The sequence below is a fragment of the Ruegeria sp. YKSD179 genome (assembly GCF_059612885.1).
In genome coordinates, this window is record NZ_JBXWRL010000004.1 from 56888 (window position 1) to 72273 (window position 15386).

General features: G+C 52.4%; 15 protein-coding genes. 10 read left to right on the forward strand and 5 right to left on the reverse strand.

All coding sequences use genetic code 11. From position 1 onward, the window contains the following. Positions 1-10: 10 nt before the first annotated feature. Entirely contained in the window at positions 11-1570 is a 1560-nt protein-coding gene (gene guaA, locus AC2FNE_RS03385; RefSeq protein WP_170606712.1) for a glutamine-hydrolyzing GMP synthase, read from the reverse strand. Positions 1571-1663: 93 nt separating this feature from the next. Between guaA and AC2FNE_RS03390 the strand changes: the two genes are divergently transcribed. Further along, a complete protein-coding gene (locus tag AC2FNE_RS03390; protein ID WP_170606714.1) occupies positions 1664-2122 on the forward strand; it encodes a GNAT family N-acetyltransferase in 459 nt (152 codons plus the stop codon). Positions 2123-2238: 116 nt separating this feature from the next. Beyond that, the gene (locus AC2FNE_RS03395; protein ID WP_170606716.1) at positions 2239-3783 is read left to right on the forward strand and encodes a trimethylamine methyltransferase family protein; all 1545 of its coding nucleotides are present in this window, start codon (positions 2239-2241) and stop codon (positions 3781-3783) included. Here the strand turns inward: AC2FNE_RS03395 and AC2FNE_RS03400 are convergent, their stop codons facing one another. Beyond that, a complete protein-coding gene (locus AC2FNE_RS03400; protein ID WP_496804790.1) occupies positions 3784-4176 on the reverse strand; it encodes a DUF6477 family protein in 393 nt (130 codons plus the stop codon). Between the two features lie 145 nt (positions 4177-4321). Here AC2FNE_RS03400 and AC2FNE_RS03405 point away from each other — a divergent pair, with 145 nt between their 5' ends. The 4 genes from AC2FNE_RS03405 (at position 4322) to AC2FNE_RS03420 (ending at position 8967) form a co-directional block, all read left to right on the forward strand. Next, a complete protein-coding gene (locus AC2FNE_RS03405) occupies positions 4322-5428 on the forward strand; it encodes a DUF6456 domain-containing protein (RefSeq protein WP_496804791.1) in 1107 nt (368 codons plus the stop codon). 60 nt (positions 5429-5488) lie between these two features. Further along, the gene (locus tag AC2FNE_RS03410) at positions 5489-6412 is read left to right on the forward strand and encodes a hydrogen peroxide-inducible genes activator (RefSeq protein ID WP_170480244.1); all 924 of its coding nucleotides are present in this window, start codon (positions 5489-5491) and stop codon (positions 6410-6412) included. Between the two features lie 456 nt (positions 6413-6868). Next, on the forward strand, positions 6869-7819 hold the full coding sequence (gene lipA, locus AC2FNE_RS03415) for a lipoyl synthase (protein ID WP_170606720.1): 951 nt from the start codon (positions 6869-6871) through the stop codon (positions 7817-7819). Next, complete coding sequence (locus AC2FNE_RS03420; RefSeq protein WP_496804792.1) at positions 7816-8967, forward strand: amidohydrolase; 1152 nt, start codon at positions 7816-7818, stop codon at positions 8965-8967. Before lipA ends, AC2FNE_RS03420 begins: the two co-directional genes overlap by 4 nt. 72 nt (positions 8968-9039) lie before the next feature. Here AC2FNE_RS03420 and hpt read toward each other — a convergent pair whose 3' ends face one another. Beyond that, positions 9040-9582 carry a hypoxanthine phosphoribosyltransferase gene (gene hpt / locus AC2FNE_RS03425; RefSeq protein ID WP_170480250.1) on the reverse strand — a complete coding sequence of 181 codons (543 nt, stop codon included), beginning with the start codon at positions 9580-9582 and terminating at the stop codon, positions 9040-9042. A gap of 72 nt (positions 9583-9654) precedes the next feature. Between hpt and AC2FNE_RS03430 the strand changes: the two genes are divergently transcribed. Further along, positions 9655-10101: a type II toxin-antitoxin system RatA family toxin gene (locus AC2FNE_RS03430; RefSeq protein WP_170607011.1), complete on the forward strand. Its 447-nt coding sequence runs from the start codon at positions 9655-9657 to the stop codon at positions 10099-10101. A 38-nt stretch (positions 10102-10139) separates the two neighbouring features. Further along, a complete protein-coding gene (locus AC2FNE_RS03435; RefSeq protein ID WP_496804793.1) occupies positions 10140-11435 on the forward strand; it encodes an MmgE/PrpD family protein in 1296 nt (431 codons plus the stop codon). On the opposite strand, the gene pyrC is transcribed toward AC2FNE_RS03435, so the two are convergent. Beyond that, positions 11432-12469 (reverse strand): dihydroorotase, encoded by a 1038-nt coding sequence (gene pyrC, locus AC2FNE_RS03440; RefSeq protein ID WP_496804794.1) that lies wholly within the window; start codon positions 12467-12469, stop codon positions 11432-11434. The two genes, AC2FNE_RS03435 and pyrC, sit on opposite strands and share 4 nt — an antisense overlap. A gap of 167 nt (positions 12470-12636) precedes the next feature. Between pyrC and AC2FNE_RS03445 the strand changes: the two genes are divergently transcribed. Next, positions 12637-13545 (forward strand): AAA family ATPase, encoded by a 909-nt coding sequence (locus AC2FNE_RS03445; RefSeq protein ID WP_170606731.1) that lies wholly within the window; start codon positions 12637-12639, stop codon positions 13543-13545. 5 nt (positions 13546-13550) lie between these two features. After that, positions 13551-14810: a vWA domain-containing protein gene (locus AC2FNE_RS03450; RefSeq protein ID WP_170606733.1), complete on the forward strand. Its 1260-nt coding sequence runs from the start codon at positions 13551-13553 to the stop codon at positions 14808-14810. A 3-nt stretch (positions 14811-14813) separates the two neighbouring features. On the opposite strand, the gene AC2FNE_RS03455 is transcribed toward AC2FNE_RS03450, so the two are convergent. Continuing rightward, positions 14814-15314, reverse strand: a complete 501-nt coding sequence (locus AC2FNE_RS03455) for a hypothetical protein (protein WP_170480262.1) — start codon at positions 15312-15314, stop codon at positions 14814-14816. Between the last annotated feature and the right edge of the window lie 72 nt (positions 15315-15386).

A 15386-nucleotide genomic window follows, 5' to 3' on the forward strand; every position in this document is an offset into this window, starting at 1 on the left:
TCCAAATACTTCACTCCCACTCAATTGTGCCGGGAGGTTTAGAAGTAATGTCATACGTGCAACGATTGATGCCCTTAACTTCATTGATGATGCGAGTTGCAGTCTCGCCAAGAAATTCATGGCTAAAAGGATAATAATCGGCGGTCATCCCATCAACTGACGTTACGGCACGAAGCGCGCACGCGTAATCGTATGTCCGTCCATCACCCATTACCCCAACGGTTCGCACAGGCAGAATCGCCACAAAAGCTTGCCAGATATCGTCATATAGCCCGTGTTTGCGAATCTGCTCGATAAAAACAGCGTCCGCTTCACGAAGGATATCCAATTTTTCGCGCGTAATCTCACCGGGGCAACGGATCGCAAGGCCCGGACCCGGAAAAGGGTGACGACCGATAAAGCTGGGCGGCAATCCCAACTCACGCCCCAAAGCCCTCACTTCGTCCTTGAATAGTTCGCGAAGAGGTTCGACCAACTTCAGACCCATTTTTTCTGGAAGGCCCCCGACATTGTGGTGCGACTTTATAGTAACCGAGGGCCCGCCAGAGAAGGATACAGATTCGATCACGTCAGGATAAAGCGTGCCTTGGGCAAGGAACTCAGCACCTTCTATGGTATCTGCATGTTTCTGAAATACGTCGATAAATAGCTTGCCGATGATTTTACGTTTGGTTTCTGGGTCGCTTTGGCCGTCCAGCTCACCAAGGAAAAGCTCACTTTCATCGGCGTGGATCAGTTGAATGTTATAATTGTCCCGAAACATTCCGACGACCTCGGTAGCTTCGTTTTTCCGCAGCAAACCGTGATCAACGAAAACACAGGTCAACTGATCCCCGATAGCTTCGTGAATCAATATGGCTGCGACGGAACTGTCGACGCCGCCGGACAGGCCGCAAATGACCTTTTTATCTCCGACCTGCTGGCGGATCTTGTCGATCATCTGTTCACGATACGCGCCCATCGTCCAGTCGCCAGTAAACCCCGCCAGCTTTACAAAGTTCTCGTAAAGCTTTGCGCCTTTTGGTGTGTGGTGAACTTCGGGGTGGAACTGCACCGCGTAAAAATGCCTGTCGGTGTCGGCAGTTATCGCGAAGGGAGCATTCGGTGACGTGCCAAAAACTTGGAACCCCGGCGCGATTTCGCTGACATGATCGCCGTGACTCATCCAGACCTGTTCATCACCGCCCGCAAACCAGCCGGTTAGAATATCCAGCTTACCTTTTGGGGTGACAAAAGCCCGACCGAATTCGGCGGTTCCATGGCCACTTTCGACGCTGCCGCCCAATTGGTGCATCATCACTTGTTGGCCGTAGCAAATTCCCAAAATTGGAACGCCAAAGTCAAAAATTTCTTCTGGAACTCTTGGAGAACCCGCCCGGGTGACGCTGTCGGGCCCTCCCGAAAAGATAATCGCACGAGGCGCCATTTCACGTACGAATTCCATCGTGACGTTTTGGTAAGGGTGAATCTCGCAATAAACGTTCAGTTCGCGCAGACGACGAGCGATCAACTGCGTTACCTGGCTGCCGAAGTCGATGATCAGAAGGCGGTCATGAGTGTCTTGGGTCATGCTTGGCTATTAGGTCGCATACCTTGCTTGTGCAAGCGCAATGAGGTCAAATGCCTTGCACCCTTGGTTTGGCAACGACAGGAGAACGAAAAAATGGCCGCTATCGAGTACCGGGCAGCTGTTCCTTCCGATTCTGGCGCTATACGTCTTTGCGTTGCCCGTGCCTACGCATCAGCGCTTGGCGCCATAGCCGATTTGCCGGACGTGACCAGCGGAATCGAGCAAGATATCAACAAGCACAACGTGACTGTCGCGGAAGTGGACGAACAAATCCTTGGGGTAATTATCTTCGATGAAGTTTCTGACGCCATAATGATATTCAACCTTGCCGTTGCTCCCGAGGGGCAGGGCCGTGGTATAGCGCGTCGCCTATTGGAAGTTGCTGAAACTACAGCACGCGATTGTAGTTTTTCATTGCTGAGACTTCGTACGCACAAGCTTATGCGAGACACGAGATCGATATACCGTCACCTTGGCTGGTTCGAAGTCGCCCAAACAGAGAATTCGGTACTACTGGAAAAACCAGTTGCAACGTTAGTTGCTGAGCAGTGATTTGCTGGGTCCTTACATGTCGCTTTTTCCCCGATTACGCCGTTATGAACCTTCGGCGTCGTGCAGTGATCTTGTAACAAACCAGGCAACAGTTACCAAATAGACGGGATAATCTCATGGCAGAGGCAAACACCCGCCGCAGGGCGAGAGGGGGCGGAGGCGCGGCCCGTCGAGCTGAACGGACCGCGGTTGTCATCGAAACCGCTAAGTACATTGAGCGCAACATACCCAATTTTGAAGTCCTAAACGATGAAGCGCTGGAAATAATCGAAAACAACGCGGAAACCGTACTAGAGGAAATCGGGGTAAATTTCGTTGACAACCCCGCTGCGTTGGATCGTTGGAGCGAGGCGGGTGCGGACATTGACGGCGAACGTGTCCGTATTCCGCGCGGGTTGGCGCGTCAGTTGATAAAGACAGCGCCCTCGCAATTCACTCAGCATGCCCGAAATCCAGAAAAATCTGTGGTGATCGGTGGGCGAAATTTGGTTCTTGCCCCGGTTTATGGGCCTCCGTTTGTGCGGGATGCGCAAGGTGGGCGGCGTTACGCGACCATGGACGATTTCAACAAGTTCGTGAAACTGGCCTACATGTCGAAATGGCTGCACCACTCCGGGGGGACAGTATGTGAGCCGACGGATGTGCCCGTGAACAAGCGCCATTTGGATATGCTGATGGCTCATATGACTTTGTCAGACAAACCCTTCATGGGATCAGTTACAGAGCCGAGCCGCGCGCAAGATTCGGTGGACATGTGCGAAATTCTGTTTGGAAAGGATTTTGTGCAGGAAAACACCGTGATGACGTCTCTTATTAACATCAATTCGCCAATGACTTTTGACGATGTGATGATGGGCGCGCTGGAGGTTTATGCCAAAAACAATCAGGCGTGCATCGTCTCTCCGTTTATTGTCGGAGGTGCAATGGCACCGGTTTCTGTGGCGGGAACCCTGACACAAGTTCTGGCCGAAGTTTTGGCAGGTGTTGCGTATAGTCAGCTTATCCGACCCGGAGCCCCGGTAATTTTTGGCGCTTTCGTTTCTTCAATCGACATGAACTCCGGTGCTCCGACATTCGGCACTCCGGAAGCGTCACTTGTGACATATGGGGCCGGCCAATTGGCAAGGCGGTTGGGCTTGCCGTATCGCTCTGCGGGTTCGTTCTGTGGGTCGAAATTGCCTGACGCGCAGGCTGCATATGAGACAGCTAACTCGTTGAACATGGGGCTGATGGCGGGCGTGAATTTTATGTTGCATTCCTGCGGTTGGCTGGAAGGCGGTTTGGTAGCTGACTTTGAAAAATTCGTGATGGACGCGGATCAACTGGGTGTGTTGCACGGTTTGGCTAAAGGCGTTGCCTATGACGATAACGCACTGGGTCTGGATGCCATACGCGAGGTAGGCCCGGGTGGTCACTATCTCGGCTGCGCCCACACGCAAGCCAACTTCCGCGATGCTTTCTGGAAATCCGAACTGCTGGACTACAAGCCGTTTGAAACCTGGGAAGAAGAAGGCAGCCGCGACACCCGCGTTTTGGCCTCGGCGCGTGTCGAGCATTTGTTAGCGAACTACAAACAACCGCAGCTTGATCCGGACATCAATTCCGCTTTGCAAGACTATGTGGGCGAAAAAAAGGCATCAATGCCGGATGCCTTTACCTAACTACTGAAGGCGATAGGCGCGGCTTGCTTGAAATAGTCGCGCCTCTCCAACTATTGCGATCATCAGATCTAAATGACGAACCAGTGAATAAGCTGAGTCATCCTCAAGGCGTTGTGCATTAACGTCACGCTCCAATTCCATAAGACGCATCAAAGCTGCCCCTGATCCAGGTAAGCTGCCGTAACCAAGAATGCGCTGCAGGTGCCGCTCACGCACGTATTCCAGAGCGCCCTCTTTTGCCGCTCGGGCCAGCAGGCGAGGGCGGTGGAGTGTCGAGATCGTTGTCATCAAGTCCTGCACTGTGTGTTCCTTTGCATTTGAGGTTGCACGGTGTTTGTACACAACCTGAGCAAGTGTTCCCTTGGACCCCGTCACGCCGGACGATGGTTTCACGAGTGTTTATCTTTATAATTGAATTTTATCGTTCCCCGTCTGCGGTTAACGAACAAGTAACAAAAACGTACATATTTATAATTGGTTAACCATGAATCCAGCGGCGAGCAGTGGCAGTTTGTTAAATCGACAAAGGCTTAAATCTATGGAAAACACTCTGGCTTTCACCGTTCCAGCGTGGGTCCCTGAAGGGGCTCAACGTTATCTCGATCACACTGAGTCCGGCCGATCCATTCGTGATATTGCGCGGTCGGCAGGGTGCCATGCCTCGACCATTCTCAGGCAAATTCGTCGTATAGAAATGCGCCGGGATGATCCGTTGGTTGATGCGGAATTGCAATCGTTGGCTCGGACGCACTTTCCGCACGTTGATGGGGGTGACCAAATGGCCGGAAACGCTACGCGTCAAGCGGACTTTGAAGCTCAAGGAGATGATGAGTTTGAGCGAGAAGTGCTGCGAGTGCTGCGCAGGTTATGCGAGACAGGAGCGGTGCTTGCCGTGGCAGAGGACATGGAAAAGGCGGTCGTCGTGCGCGATGGAGGCTTCAGAAGTGCGACTAAAACCACGGTTGTCGACTGCAAAATCGCCCAAGCAATGGCCCTTAAAGATTGGATTTCATGCGATAAACCGGGGCGAATTTCGCGCTACAGAATCTCCACGTCAGGCCGTGCGGCGCTTAGCCACCTTATTGCCAAAACTGAAAACACAGCCCGAACCCGAAATGAATACGGAATGGGCGAGGCTCAATCTGCTTTCCAGCCATGTGCAGTGGATGAAAAAGATCGGATTAGTGAACGGACGCGACGAATACGCTACAACGCCGCCGAAAGTCCGTTGATGGCATTGTCACGCAGACGCGATCGGAATGGCAAACCATTTCTTGATGAAACGTTAGTTGCTGCCGGAGAACGTCTGCGCGAGGATTTCGAGCTTTCGCAGATCGGTCCGCAGGTGGCCCAAAATTGGGACCGATATTTAACTGGAGGCGGGCGAGGCGGCTTCCAGCCTGACACTTTTTCCGGGCAAGGCGCATCTGCCGCGCGAGACCGGGTGGGTCGGGCCCTGTCGGATCTTGGGCCTGGCCTAAGTGACGTGGCTTTGCGCTGTTGCTGCTATTTGGAAGGGTTGGAACTTGCCGAAAAGCGAATGGGTTGGTCAGCACGGTCTGGCAAAATTGTCCTACGTATCGCACTGCAGCGACTTAAGCGACACTACGATGATCAAGCCGAACGGGACCGTCTAATCGGATAAAATCCCGCCATAAAAATAAGGCCTTCTTGCGAAAATGCCGAAAATTGATAGTCAGAGGTTATGAATTTTACTCTTAGGCAGTTGCTATATTTCCAAGCCGTCGCTGAACAGCGAAACTTTGGCAGAGCGGCGCAAGTCTGTAATGTTTCGCAACCGGCTTTATCCGTTCAGATCAAAGCACTGGAGGAGGCAATGGGCGGATCTCTGTTGGAGCGGCAGGCCCGCGACATCCTGCTTACCCCTCTAGGCCGAGATGTCCTTGAACGGGTACGTTCAATTCTTGAGGCGGCGGACCATTTGGAAAAGTTTGCTCATGATCACTCGGGCGGACACCGTTCTTTGTCGCTGGGTATAATACCGACGGTAGCCCCCTATTTGCTTCCGGGTGTACTGGCGGGGCTACGCGCGGGTGATGTCTCGTTGCGGGTGCAAATTCGAGAGGCCAGAACCGATGGATTAATATCAATGTTGCGTAACGGCGAGATTGACGCGGCTGTTCTGGCTCTGCCGTCAGGCGGCGTTGATTTGTACGAACAACCACTGTTCGAGGATCGGTTCCTATTGGCAGGCAGCGGCGAACGCGTACGCCGACTTGGCGTCAACCCAGATGCTGTACGACCGGTCGATCTCAAAGCTGCGCAGTTGATGTTACTTGAAGACGGTCATTGTTTAACCGATCAGGCGTTAGAGGTTTGCGGGCAGGATCGATCCAGCGGTCAAATCAATATGGGCGCGTCTTCACTGGCGACTTTATCACGGTTGGTAGCAGAGGGATTCGGGCTTACGCTGATGCCCGAGCTGGCGGCGCGATCTGAGACGGAAGCGGTTCCGGGCCTGCAACTACTCAGATTTGGATCTCCACAACCATCCAGAACAATTGGATTGGTCCGGCGCAACTCGACCGCCTCGGAAGAATGGTTTGATGGGCTGTCACACGTGGTGCAGCAGGTCGGTGAGAGGATTGTGAAGAACACACGTATATAGTTTCACGCCACACCCTCAATTATCACGCTGGAAATCCTTTGCATTGATCGCGTTCAACGCTTGATCTGTTCAGTTCTTCTCCGGAATACGTCTATACGCTGAAACCATGATTGCGTAATTGGAAATTCACAGAAACTATTGACGCCAAAAATCTGATTTTATTGGTTAACCTAATTTTGAGTGTGCTTCATTGTGATGCTTTATTTTCCGTTAGAGATAAAAGGTATTTCCGACTGATACAGTCAGGTGTGCGTGTCGAAAACAAATTCCTGGTGAATGCGCCGCGGCAGTGCGATGATAGTCGTGACTGTATAAAAGATTTCGAATGTGCATTCAGCGACTTAAGTTCCGAATCCACGCCCAAATTCGCATAGCGGATATGCTCTGATGGTCTAGAGGCCGTTCGCAAACTATGTTAGGCAATGGAAAATTCACAAATAGCCAGGAATTACGTCAGTGCGTGATCTGAAAATACCCGAGCAAAGACATCCTGAAAAAGCCCATCGGCCTGACAACGCGCAGCCGAAAAAGCCAAAGTGGATTCGCGTGAAGGCCCCGGGTGGCAAGGGATACGCGGACACTCACAAGATCATGCGTGAAAATAATCTGGTAACTGTTTGTGAGGAGGCCGGATGCCCGAATGTTGGTGAGTGTTGGAGCCAAGGGCACGCAACCATGATGATCATGGGTGAGATTTGCACCCGAGGATGCACGTTTTGCAACATCGCTACCGGGCGCCCCGATGAACTTGACGTTTTCGAGCCCGGTCGCGTAGCTCACGCCGTTGAAAAGTTGGGCCTAAACCACGTTGTGATTACGTCTGTCGATCGGGATGATCTCGAAGACGGAGGGGCAGACCATTTCGCACAAACTATCCGAGCTGTTCGACACCGTTCGCCAAAAACAACGATCGAGATTTTAACGCCCGATTTCCTCAAATGTGATCCGTCAGTTCTGGAAACTGTGGTTGAGGCGCGACCTGACGTTTTTAATCACAATCTTGAAACTGTTCCCGGCCTTTATCCGCAAGTGCGTCCGGGCGCCCGGTATTTTCATTCGCTACGCCTTTTGCAACGTGTGAAAGAGATGGACCAATCGATTTTCACTAAATCGGGCATTATGGTCGGATTGGGCGAAGATGAACAACAGGTCCGTCAGGTTATGGATGACATGCGTGCAGCCAACATCGATTTTCTTACCATCGGTCAGTATCTGCAGCCGACCCCAAAACACCACCGTGTCGATCGCTTTGTCACACCCGAAGAATTCGCCGCATACGAAAAATCGGCCTTTGGTAAAGGTTTTCTGATGGTTTCTGCGACGCCTTTGACCCGCTCCTCATATCATGCAGGAGATGATTTTGTCCGGCTACGAAAAGCACGTGAGCAAAAGTTGACAAAAGGGTGACTCCTGAGGATCAGGCGTGGTTGACGCAAATTCGCCACGATCTTCACAAGCGCCCGGAAATATCTGGGGAAGAACAAGAAACTGCGGCTGCAATCGTGGAAGTTTTAGCAGCCTGTTCCCCGGATAGAGTATTGACTGACGTAGGTGGCCACGGTGTCGCCGCCGTATATGAAAGCGGAAAAAAGGGCCCGATTGTAGCAATCCGGTGCGAGCTTGACGGGCTGCCGATTCAAGAGACCGCAGACTTAACCTATGTGTCCGAATATACCGGCAGAGGGCATCTGTGCGGTCACGATGGTCACATGGCCATGGTTTTGGGTGTGGCCAAGGCGCTGTCTAACTCTCGACTGGAAACCGGATCGGTCGTTTTAATCTTTCAGCCCGCAGAGGAAACAGGAAAAGGCGCAGTTGCTTTTCGTCATGATCCGAAATTTGCAGAAATCACTCCGGACTATGTATTCTCGCTCCACAATTTGCCGGGGCTTGACCTAGGGCAAGTTGAGTTATGTCCGGGTCCAGCAAATTGCGCGTCGCGCGGAATGCGAATAGTTTTGGTCGGCAAAACCTCTCACGCAGCTGCGCCACATGACGGCAAATCTCCCGCGCAGGCATTATCTCGGTTAATGTTTGAACTTGAAAAAATGGGGCCGGACGGCCCTATGGATGAAGCCTTTGCTTTAACCACTGTAACGCACGCCAATCTGGGCGCAGCCACATTTGGTGTGTCCCCGGGTCATGCTGAGCTGTGGGTGACATTACGTACAGTGACGGATGTCAGAATGGCGGAATTGATTGGGGCAGCCGAAAGCATGGTTCGTTCTTTGGCGGAAGCTGAAGGTCTGTCTGTAACCATTGAATACGATGATATTTTCGAAGCTTGCAGCAATGATTCCGAAGCTGTTCGAGTTGTTTCGGACGCATGTGCAGCGATGGGTCTATCTGTTCTAACATCGTCAAATCCACAGCGATTTTCCGAAGATTTCGGACAATTTGCCAAAGGTGCGAAAACGGCGATGTTTTGGCTCGGAGCAGGCAAGCACCATCCGCAATTACACAACCCTGACTATGATTTTCCAGATGCCTTGATTCCGGTCGGAACCGGCGTTTTTCTGGCCGCTATAAACCGTCTTTTGGGTTTTGAATCCTGATGTCGACTGGTTAGCTTCGGGCACAAATACACGTTCGTTTCATGTGGTGCATGACAGTGTGTGAGATCCCCTTTAGTCGCCAATAAAGCGTACTTTACCGATAAAAGGCAAATTCCTGTTTCTTTGTGCGTAGTCGATTCCGTAACCCACCACAAATTCATCCGGAATCTCAAATCCGATCCAATCGGATCGGAAATCCACTTCTCGGCGGCTTGGTTTGTCCAGCAAGGCAATGGATTTTAACCGCTTGGGTGATCGGCTATTCAACAGTTGCGTGACATGGTTTAGCGTGTGCCCAGTGTCGACGATATCCTCGACAACCAGAACGTCACGACCTTCAATAGCACCCCGCAAGTCTTTGAGAATACGAACTTCTCTACTACTTTCCATCGCGTCTCCGTATGAGGACGCTTCGAGAAAATCCACCTCGATTGGTAAATCGAGTTCCCGCACCAAGTCTGCGATGAATACAAAACTGCCACGCAGCAGGCCGACAACAATCAGCTTGTCGGTATCACCGAACTCTGCCGTGATTTCCCTACAAAGCTCTTCAATCCTGGCGGCGATCGCTTTGGCCGAGATCATCTCATCTATCACATATGCGCGGTCGCTCATCAGTGCCCCCTTGATCTTTGGCGCGCAACATACGACATGACGCGCCATTGTCACCTGCTAATACAGAAAGCCATGCCGACCCATTCCGAAACGCGAACTCTGCCATACACTGCCCAGCAAATGTACGAATTGGTGGGTGATGTGTCGCGATACCCAGAGTTTTTACCATGGTGCGCTGCTGCGCGTATCAGGCGAACTTATTCCAAAGACGAGGGAAAAGTGATGGACGCGGATCTGGTGATTTCGTTTAAGGTGTTCCGAGAGCGGTTTGGCAGTCGCGTAACGCTCTTTGATGCGCGAAAAAAAATCGACACCGAATACCTGGACGGACCATTTAAATACATGAGGTCCGACTGGCAGTTCGAGGATGCACCAGATGGTGGATGCAACGTTTCATTTCATGTGGATTTTGAGTTTAAGAACGCGGTGTTGCAGGGCATTATTGGTGTCGTATTCAACGAAGCGATGCACCGTATTGTCCGCGCCTTTGAACAACGTGCGGCAGATCTTTACGGCTGAGGCTTTACCCGCCCAATACGGACGCTAGACTGTTTTTCATGACGGTTTTGACCAACGCTCTTGCTAATTTTGCGGCCCGACCTGTATCGACTACGGCTCAGGCGCGCATTGTGACTTCTCTTTCAGCATTGGATTGGCTGGCCGTGGGTCGTGCGGGTGCAGATGAGCCCGTCTCGCAAATCGTTCGCAATATGGTACTGGCCGAAGGCGGGGCAGAGCAGGCCAAGCTATTCGGAGGCGGCGCGGCTCCTTTGCGTGCGGCCTCTTTAGTCAACGGAACAGTTTCGCATGCGTTGGACTATGACGATACCCATTTTGCCCATATCGGCCACCCATCCGTGGCTGTTTTTCCGGCAGCACTCGCAGTCGCCCAGGCCTTAGACAAGCCGATAGTCGATCTGCTTGAAGCGGCTTTGGTTGGGATGGAAACATCGATACGCATTGGCCTTTGGCTTGGACGAGGGCACTATCAGGCTGGCTTTCATCAGACCGCGACATCGGGGGCATTCGGGGCAGCGGTGGCCTCAGGTCGTTTGATGGCTTTCGATATGGAGCAGATGAAAAAGGTTTTGGGCCTGACGGCAACTCGTGCCGCTGGACAGAAAACGCAATTTGGAACGATGGGAAAACCTTATAACGCAGGTCTTGCATCGTCCAACGGGGTTGAGGCGGCTTTGCTTATCCAAAGCGGCTTCGAAACCAATCCTGATGCGGTCGAAGCAACCAATGGGTTTGGAGCGACTCACCTTGGGGCGGATGATACAGCAAGCGCTCTGGAGGGTCTTGGTGAGGAATGGCTGTTCGAAAATGTCAGCCACAAATTTCACGCCTGCTGCCACGGCTTACACGCGGCCCTTGAAGCAGCGCGAGAGTTGGACATTGCTGAACCCGAGGTCGCCGAACTTAAGGTCAAAACTCACCCCAGATGGATGAGTGTGTGCAATCAATTGGCGCCGACAACGGGGCTTGGTGCAAAGTTTTCTTACCGGACGGTTATTGCAATGCAGGCTCTTGGCCATGATACGGCCTTGCCCGAGAGTTTTTCGGATGAAGTTTGCACTGATCCGCGTCTGATATCCCTACGAGACCGAATTTCGGTCGAAGCCGATGAAAATTTGTCTGAAACACAGGCGTTTCTGTCTTTGTTGAGAAGGGACGGAGCGCGGCGCGAGGCAGTTCACGATCTGTTGACTCCTCTTTCATTGTCCGATCGTGAGGACCGAGTGAGGGAAAAAGCGTCAAAGCTAATTGGCGGTGAAACGGTCGACGAAATTTGGTCCATGTTGCGTACGGGTGGGCGCGCGGCAGAGTTGGCCGCGCGATTGGGCGGCTAGGAAACGCGCCAATGCAATGGAAACCCTGGCTCGAATACGGTCACTGGGCCGTCGTCAGTTTCTATCTTCGCCGGATACTCAACTGGGCTGCCTTTGGTAAGGGTGATCGTTTCCTCATTGACAGGTAGACCATAAAAACTGGGCCCGTGGATCGAGGTAAACCCTTCCAGCTTGTCGAGCGCTCGTTTGCTTTCGAACATTTCAGCCAGCAATGACATGGTATTGCTGGCGGTGAAACATCCGGCACATCCGCAAGCCATCTCTTTATTGGCATCAGTATGTGGCGCACTGTCAGTGCCCAGAAAAAACCGTTCGTCGCCTGAAGTGGCGGCGACCAAAAGTGCTTGACGGTGCTCTTCTCGTTTGGCGACCGGCAAACAGTAGTAGTGCGGCTTTATCCCACCCGCCAGTATATGGTTTCGATTGATAATCAGATGATGCGTGGTGATTGTGGCTCCCAGACCGACTTCACTCGAAACGACATACTCGACGGCGTGCGAGGTAGTAACATGCTCCATCACAACGCGTAATTCCGGCGTGGACATGCGGACAGGGTCCAGTACTCGATCAATGAAAACCGCCTCACGGTCAAAAATGTCGATCTCGGCATCCGTGACTTCGCCATGCACGCACAACGGCAGGCCAATTTCCGCCATCCTTTCCAGCACCGGACGCACCTTGTCAAAATCACGCACACCCGAGGCTGAATTGGTTGTAGCGCCTGCGGGGTACAGTTTGACTGCTTTGATCAGTCCGCTTTGATGGGCGGCGGCCACATCATCAGGGTCGGTATCCTCCGTCAGATATAATGTCATCAAAGGCTCGAAGCTCATACCGTCGGGCAATGCATCCAAGATTCGGTCACGGTAAGCGGCTGCCTGTTCGCCTCGTACAACCGGTGGTACCAAGTTGGGCATGATTATTGCGCGCGCAAAATGACGGGCAGATTCGGGTAATACGGCGTGAAGCATTGCGCCATCGCGCAGATGCAGATGCCAGTCGTCGGGGCGGCGGATCGTCAGCGTGTCTGTCATTATATCCCGCTACCACAGCCTTAATCGCTGTAAAAGGCCATAGGGTCGAAGTCTTAATCTATAAAAAGTTTGCCATTGGATCGCAGCGTTGTAACTCCTCCGATGAAGACAGCCTTGACGAGCGGTTTTGGTCGTGACCTGTTGGGCGGAACACAAGTGAGGGCAACATGAAGCATCCAAATTCCATAGATGCCGTGCAGCAAGTTTTAAAAGAACAGGGTTACGTTTGCGGCAGGGCGCTGGCGACGGTCGTTTTCCTTTCGCTGAAATTGGGAAGACCATTGTTTCTGGAAGGTGAAGCCGGTGTCGGCAAAACAGAGATTGCCAAAGCGATTGCCGCGGGGTTGGGACGTCGACTAATTCGACTGCAATGTTACGAAGGGTTGGACGCGTCTTCGGCTGTCTATGAATGGAACTTTCCGGCTCAGATGGTTGCGATTAGGACGGCTGAGGCCGCGGGCGGTGCTGATCGGGGTGCGCTGCAAACCGAGCTTTTTTCGGATGAATACTTGGTAGAACGCCCTTTGCTGCAAGCGATGCGGCCCGACGAACAGGGCGCTCCTGTCTTGCTGATCGACGAACTCGACCGAACAGACGAACCTTTCGAAGCTTTTCTTCTAGAGGCGCTCAGCGATTTTCAGGTTACAATTCCTGAACTGGGAACAGTCAAAGCCCCAGAACCACCGATCGTGATCGTAACGTCGAACCGAACGCGCGAAGTGCATGATGCGTTGAAGCGTCGCTGTCTTTATCACTGGGTCGATTACCCCGACTTTGAACGCGAGATTGAAATCCTTCACGCCCGTGCACCAGAGGTTGCGGATGCACTTAGCCGTGAGGTCGTGGCGTTTGTTCAGCGTCTGCGCACCGAGGATTTGTTCAAGAAGCCGGGCGTGGCCGAAACCATCGACTGGGCAAAATGCCTGCTGGCCCTGGACGTGATGAACCTAAGCCCTGAAGTGATTGGTGATACGCTGGGGGCCATACTCAAGTATCAGGACGATATCCAAAAACTACAGGGGTCCGAAGCCAAACGGATTTTGGATGAAGCCAAAGCGACGCTTGAACCTGCCTGATTGTTATGGCTGAACAACTCCCGCTGGACATACCGGACAATCCAAAGCTGGCGCATAATATCACTCATTTTGCGCGGGCGCTGCGCAAGGCTGGGTTGCCGATTGGACCCGGTCGTGTGATCGATGCTATCCGCGCCGTACAGGCAGCGGGTTTTACCAAAAAACAGGATTTTTACTGGACGCTTCATGCCTGCTTCGTCAACCGACCAGAACACCGTACAGTTTTTGCGCAGGTTTTCCGAATGTATTGGCGCGATCCGCGATACATGGAACACATGATGGCGATGATGCTGCCTGCTATTCGCGGTGTGCAGGAGGAACGTAAGGCCGACGCTGGTGAAAAACGCGCGGCCGAGGCGCTGCTGGATGGAGTGGAACGCGACGCACCCGAATCGGTTGATCAACAGGAAGAAGAAACCGAGATCGAGATTGATGCGACACAGACCGCGTCATCTGAGGAACGGCTACGTAATCTTGATTTTGAGCAAATGAGTACGGCCGAAATTGCCCAGACAAAACGGATTTTGGCGCGTATGACATTGCCGGTTAAGCCCATCCAGTCGCGTAGGGGTAAAGCCAGCCATCTTGGACACCGCATTGACCGGGCACGAACGTTACGTGCAGCTATGAGGCAAGGGGGCGAGATGCGAGACATCGCACTGTTACAGCGCAAACCGCGCTGGCCCAACCTTGTGGCGCTTTGCGATATCTCTGGTTCGATGAGTCAATACAGCCGTATTATTCTACACTTCCTGCACACAGTATCGAATGCTAAAGGCGCGGGTTGGGCCAAGGTCTACGCTTTTACGTTTGGCACTCGGCTTACCAACATAACTCGCCATCTTCATCAACGTGACGTCGATGCAGCGCTGGCCGCGGCTGGTGCCGAAGCACAGGATTGGGAAGGAGGAACCCGCATCGGCGATTGCCTTCATCAGTTCAATCGCGACTGGTCAAGACGTGTCATGGGGCAGGGGGCGGTGGTTTTACTGATAACCGATGGTTTGGAGCGTGGCGATCCGGACCGCCTTGAAGCAGAGATGGAACGCCTCCATCTGTCATCCCGCCACCTGATATGGCTAAATCCATTATTGCGATGGGACGGGTTCACTCCTAAGGCGCAGGGTATTCTTGCAATGCTGCCGCATGTCGACAGTTTCAGAGCAGGCCATTCAATTGCTTCTCTGGAAGAATTGGCCGCCGTGATCTCGCAACCCGACGACCAGGGACAGAAAGCTCGGCTAATGGCCTCGCTCACCTCATAGTGTTTACGACAGTTGTTCTTCGTTACATTTTCGCGCCATTTCCATGGCTTTGTATGTGCCTGTAAGATCGACTGAAAAGGCAAACTCCTTTTCAGGGAAAACGATCATGACCTTTTGTCTGGCAATATCATCGGCGAACTGCGGATCATCGGATAAAACATAGCCGCCAGAGTACCCTTTGGTTATGTTGCCCTTCATTCCGGTGGCTTCGCCGACGTAGATATTTTCACCCAAAAGAATGGCAACGGCTTCTGTCTCACCTCGTTTTATATCAGTCTCTGCCTTGGTGAAAACGCCGACGTAACCTACGCCTCTATCTTCGGTAAGACCCATTTGCACGACGTTTTCAGAATCGTCGACTGCTTCGATCAGGCAGGACTTTTTATCTTGGTCAATAAAGACCTTCCAACCTTCAACCTCGCCATATTTCAGAAATGTGTCTGCTGACACAGCTGAGGCAGCGGTTAGCCCGATTATTGTGGCCATTGAGGTAATGATTTTCAATTTTCTGTCTCCTTTTTTAGAAATTTGGCGGGGACTGCGCTGAAACAAAGATGCTGCGCTTAGTTCAAGCTA

What these genes read in the sequence shown, in the direction of transcription:
- AC2FNE_RS03430 (WP_170607011.1), top strand. Translation starts at nt 9,655, where the DNA reads ATGCCGACCCATTCCGAAACGCGAACTCTGCCATACACTGCCCAGCAA.
- AC2FNE_RS03405 (WP_496804791.1), top strand. Translation starts at nt 4,322, where the DNA reads ATGGAAAACACTCTGGCTTTCACCGTTCCAGCGTGGGTCCCTGAAGGG.
- AC2FNE_RS03435 (WP_496804793.1), top strand. Translation starts at nt 10,140, where the DNA reads ATGACGGTTTTGACCAACGCTCTTGCTAATTTTGCGGCCCGACCTGTA.
- AC2FNE_RS03445 (WP_170606731.1), top strand. Translation starts at nt 12,637, where the DNA reads ATGAAGCATCCAAATTCCATAGATGCCGTGCAGCAAGTTTTAAAAGAA.
- AC2FNE_RS03410 (WP_170480244.1), top strand. Translation starts at nt 5,489, where the DNA reads ATGAATTTTACTCTTAGGCAGTTGCTATATTTCCAAGCCGTCGCTGAA.
- AC2FNE_RS03395 (WP_170606716.1), top strand. Translation starts at nt 2,239, where the DNA reads ATGGCAGAGGCAAACACCCGCCGCAGGGCGAGAGGGGGCGGAGGCGCG.
- hpt (WP_170480250.1), bottom strand. Translation starts at nt 9,582, where the DNA reads ATGAGCGACCGCGCATATGTGATAGATGAGATGATCTCGGCCAAAGCG.
- guaA (WP_170606712.1), bottom strand. Translation starts at nt 1,570, where the DNA reads ATGACCCAAGACACTCATGACCGCCTTCTGATCATCGACTTCGGCAGC.
- AC2FNE_RS03450 (WP_170606733.1), top strand. Translation starts at nt 13,551, where the DNA reads ATGGCTGAACAACTCCCGCTGGACATACCGGACAATCCAAAGCTGGCG.
- pyrC (WP_496804794.1), bottom strand. Translation starts at nt 12,469, where the DNA reads ATGACAGACACGCTGACGATCCGCCGCCCCGACGACTGGCATCTGCAT.
- AC2FNE_RS03390 (WP_170606714.1), top strand. Translation starts at nt 1,664, where the DNA reads ATGGCCGCTATCGAGTACCGGGCAGCTGTTCCTTCCGATTCTGGCGCT.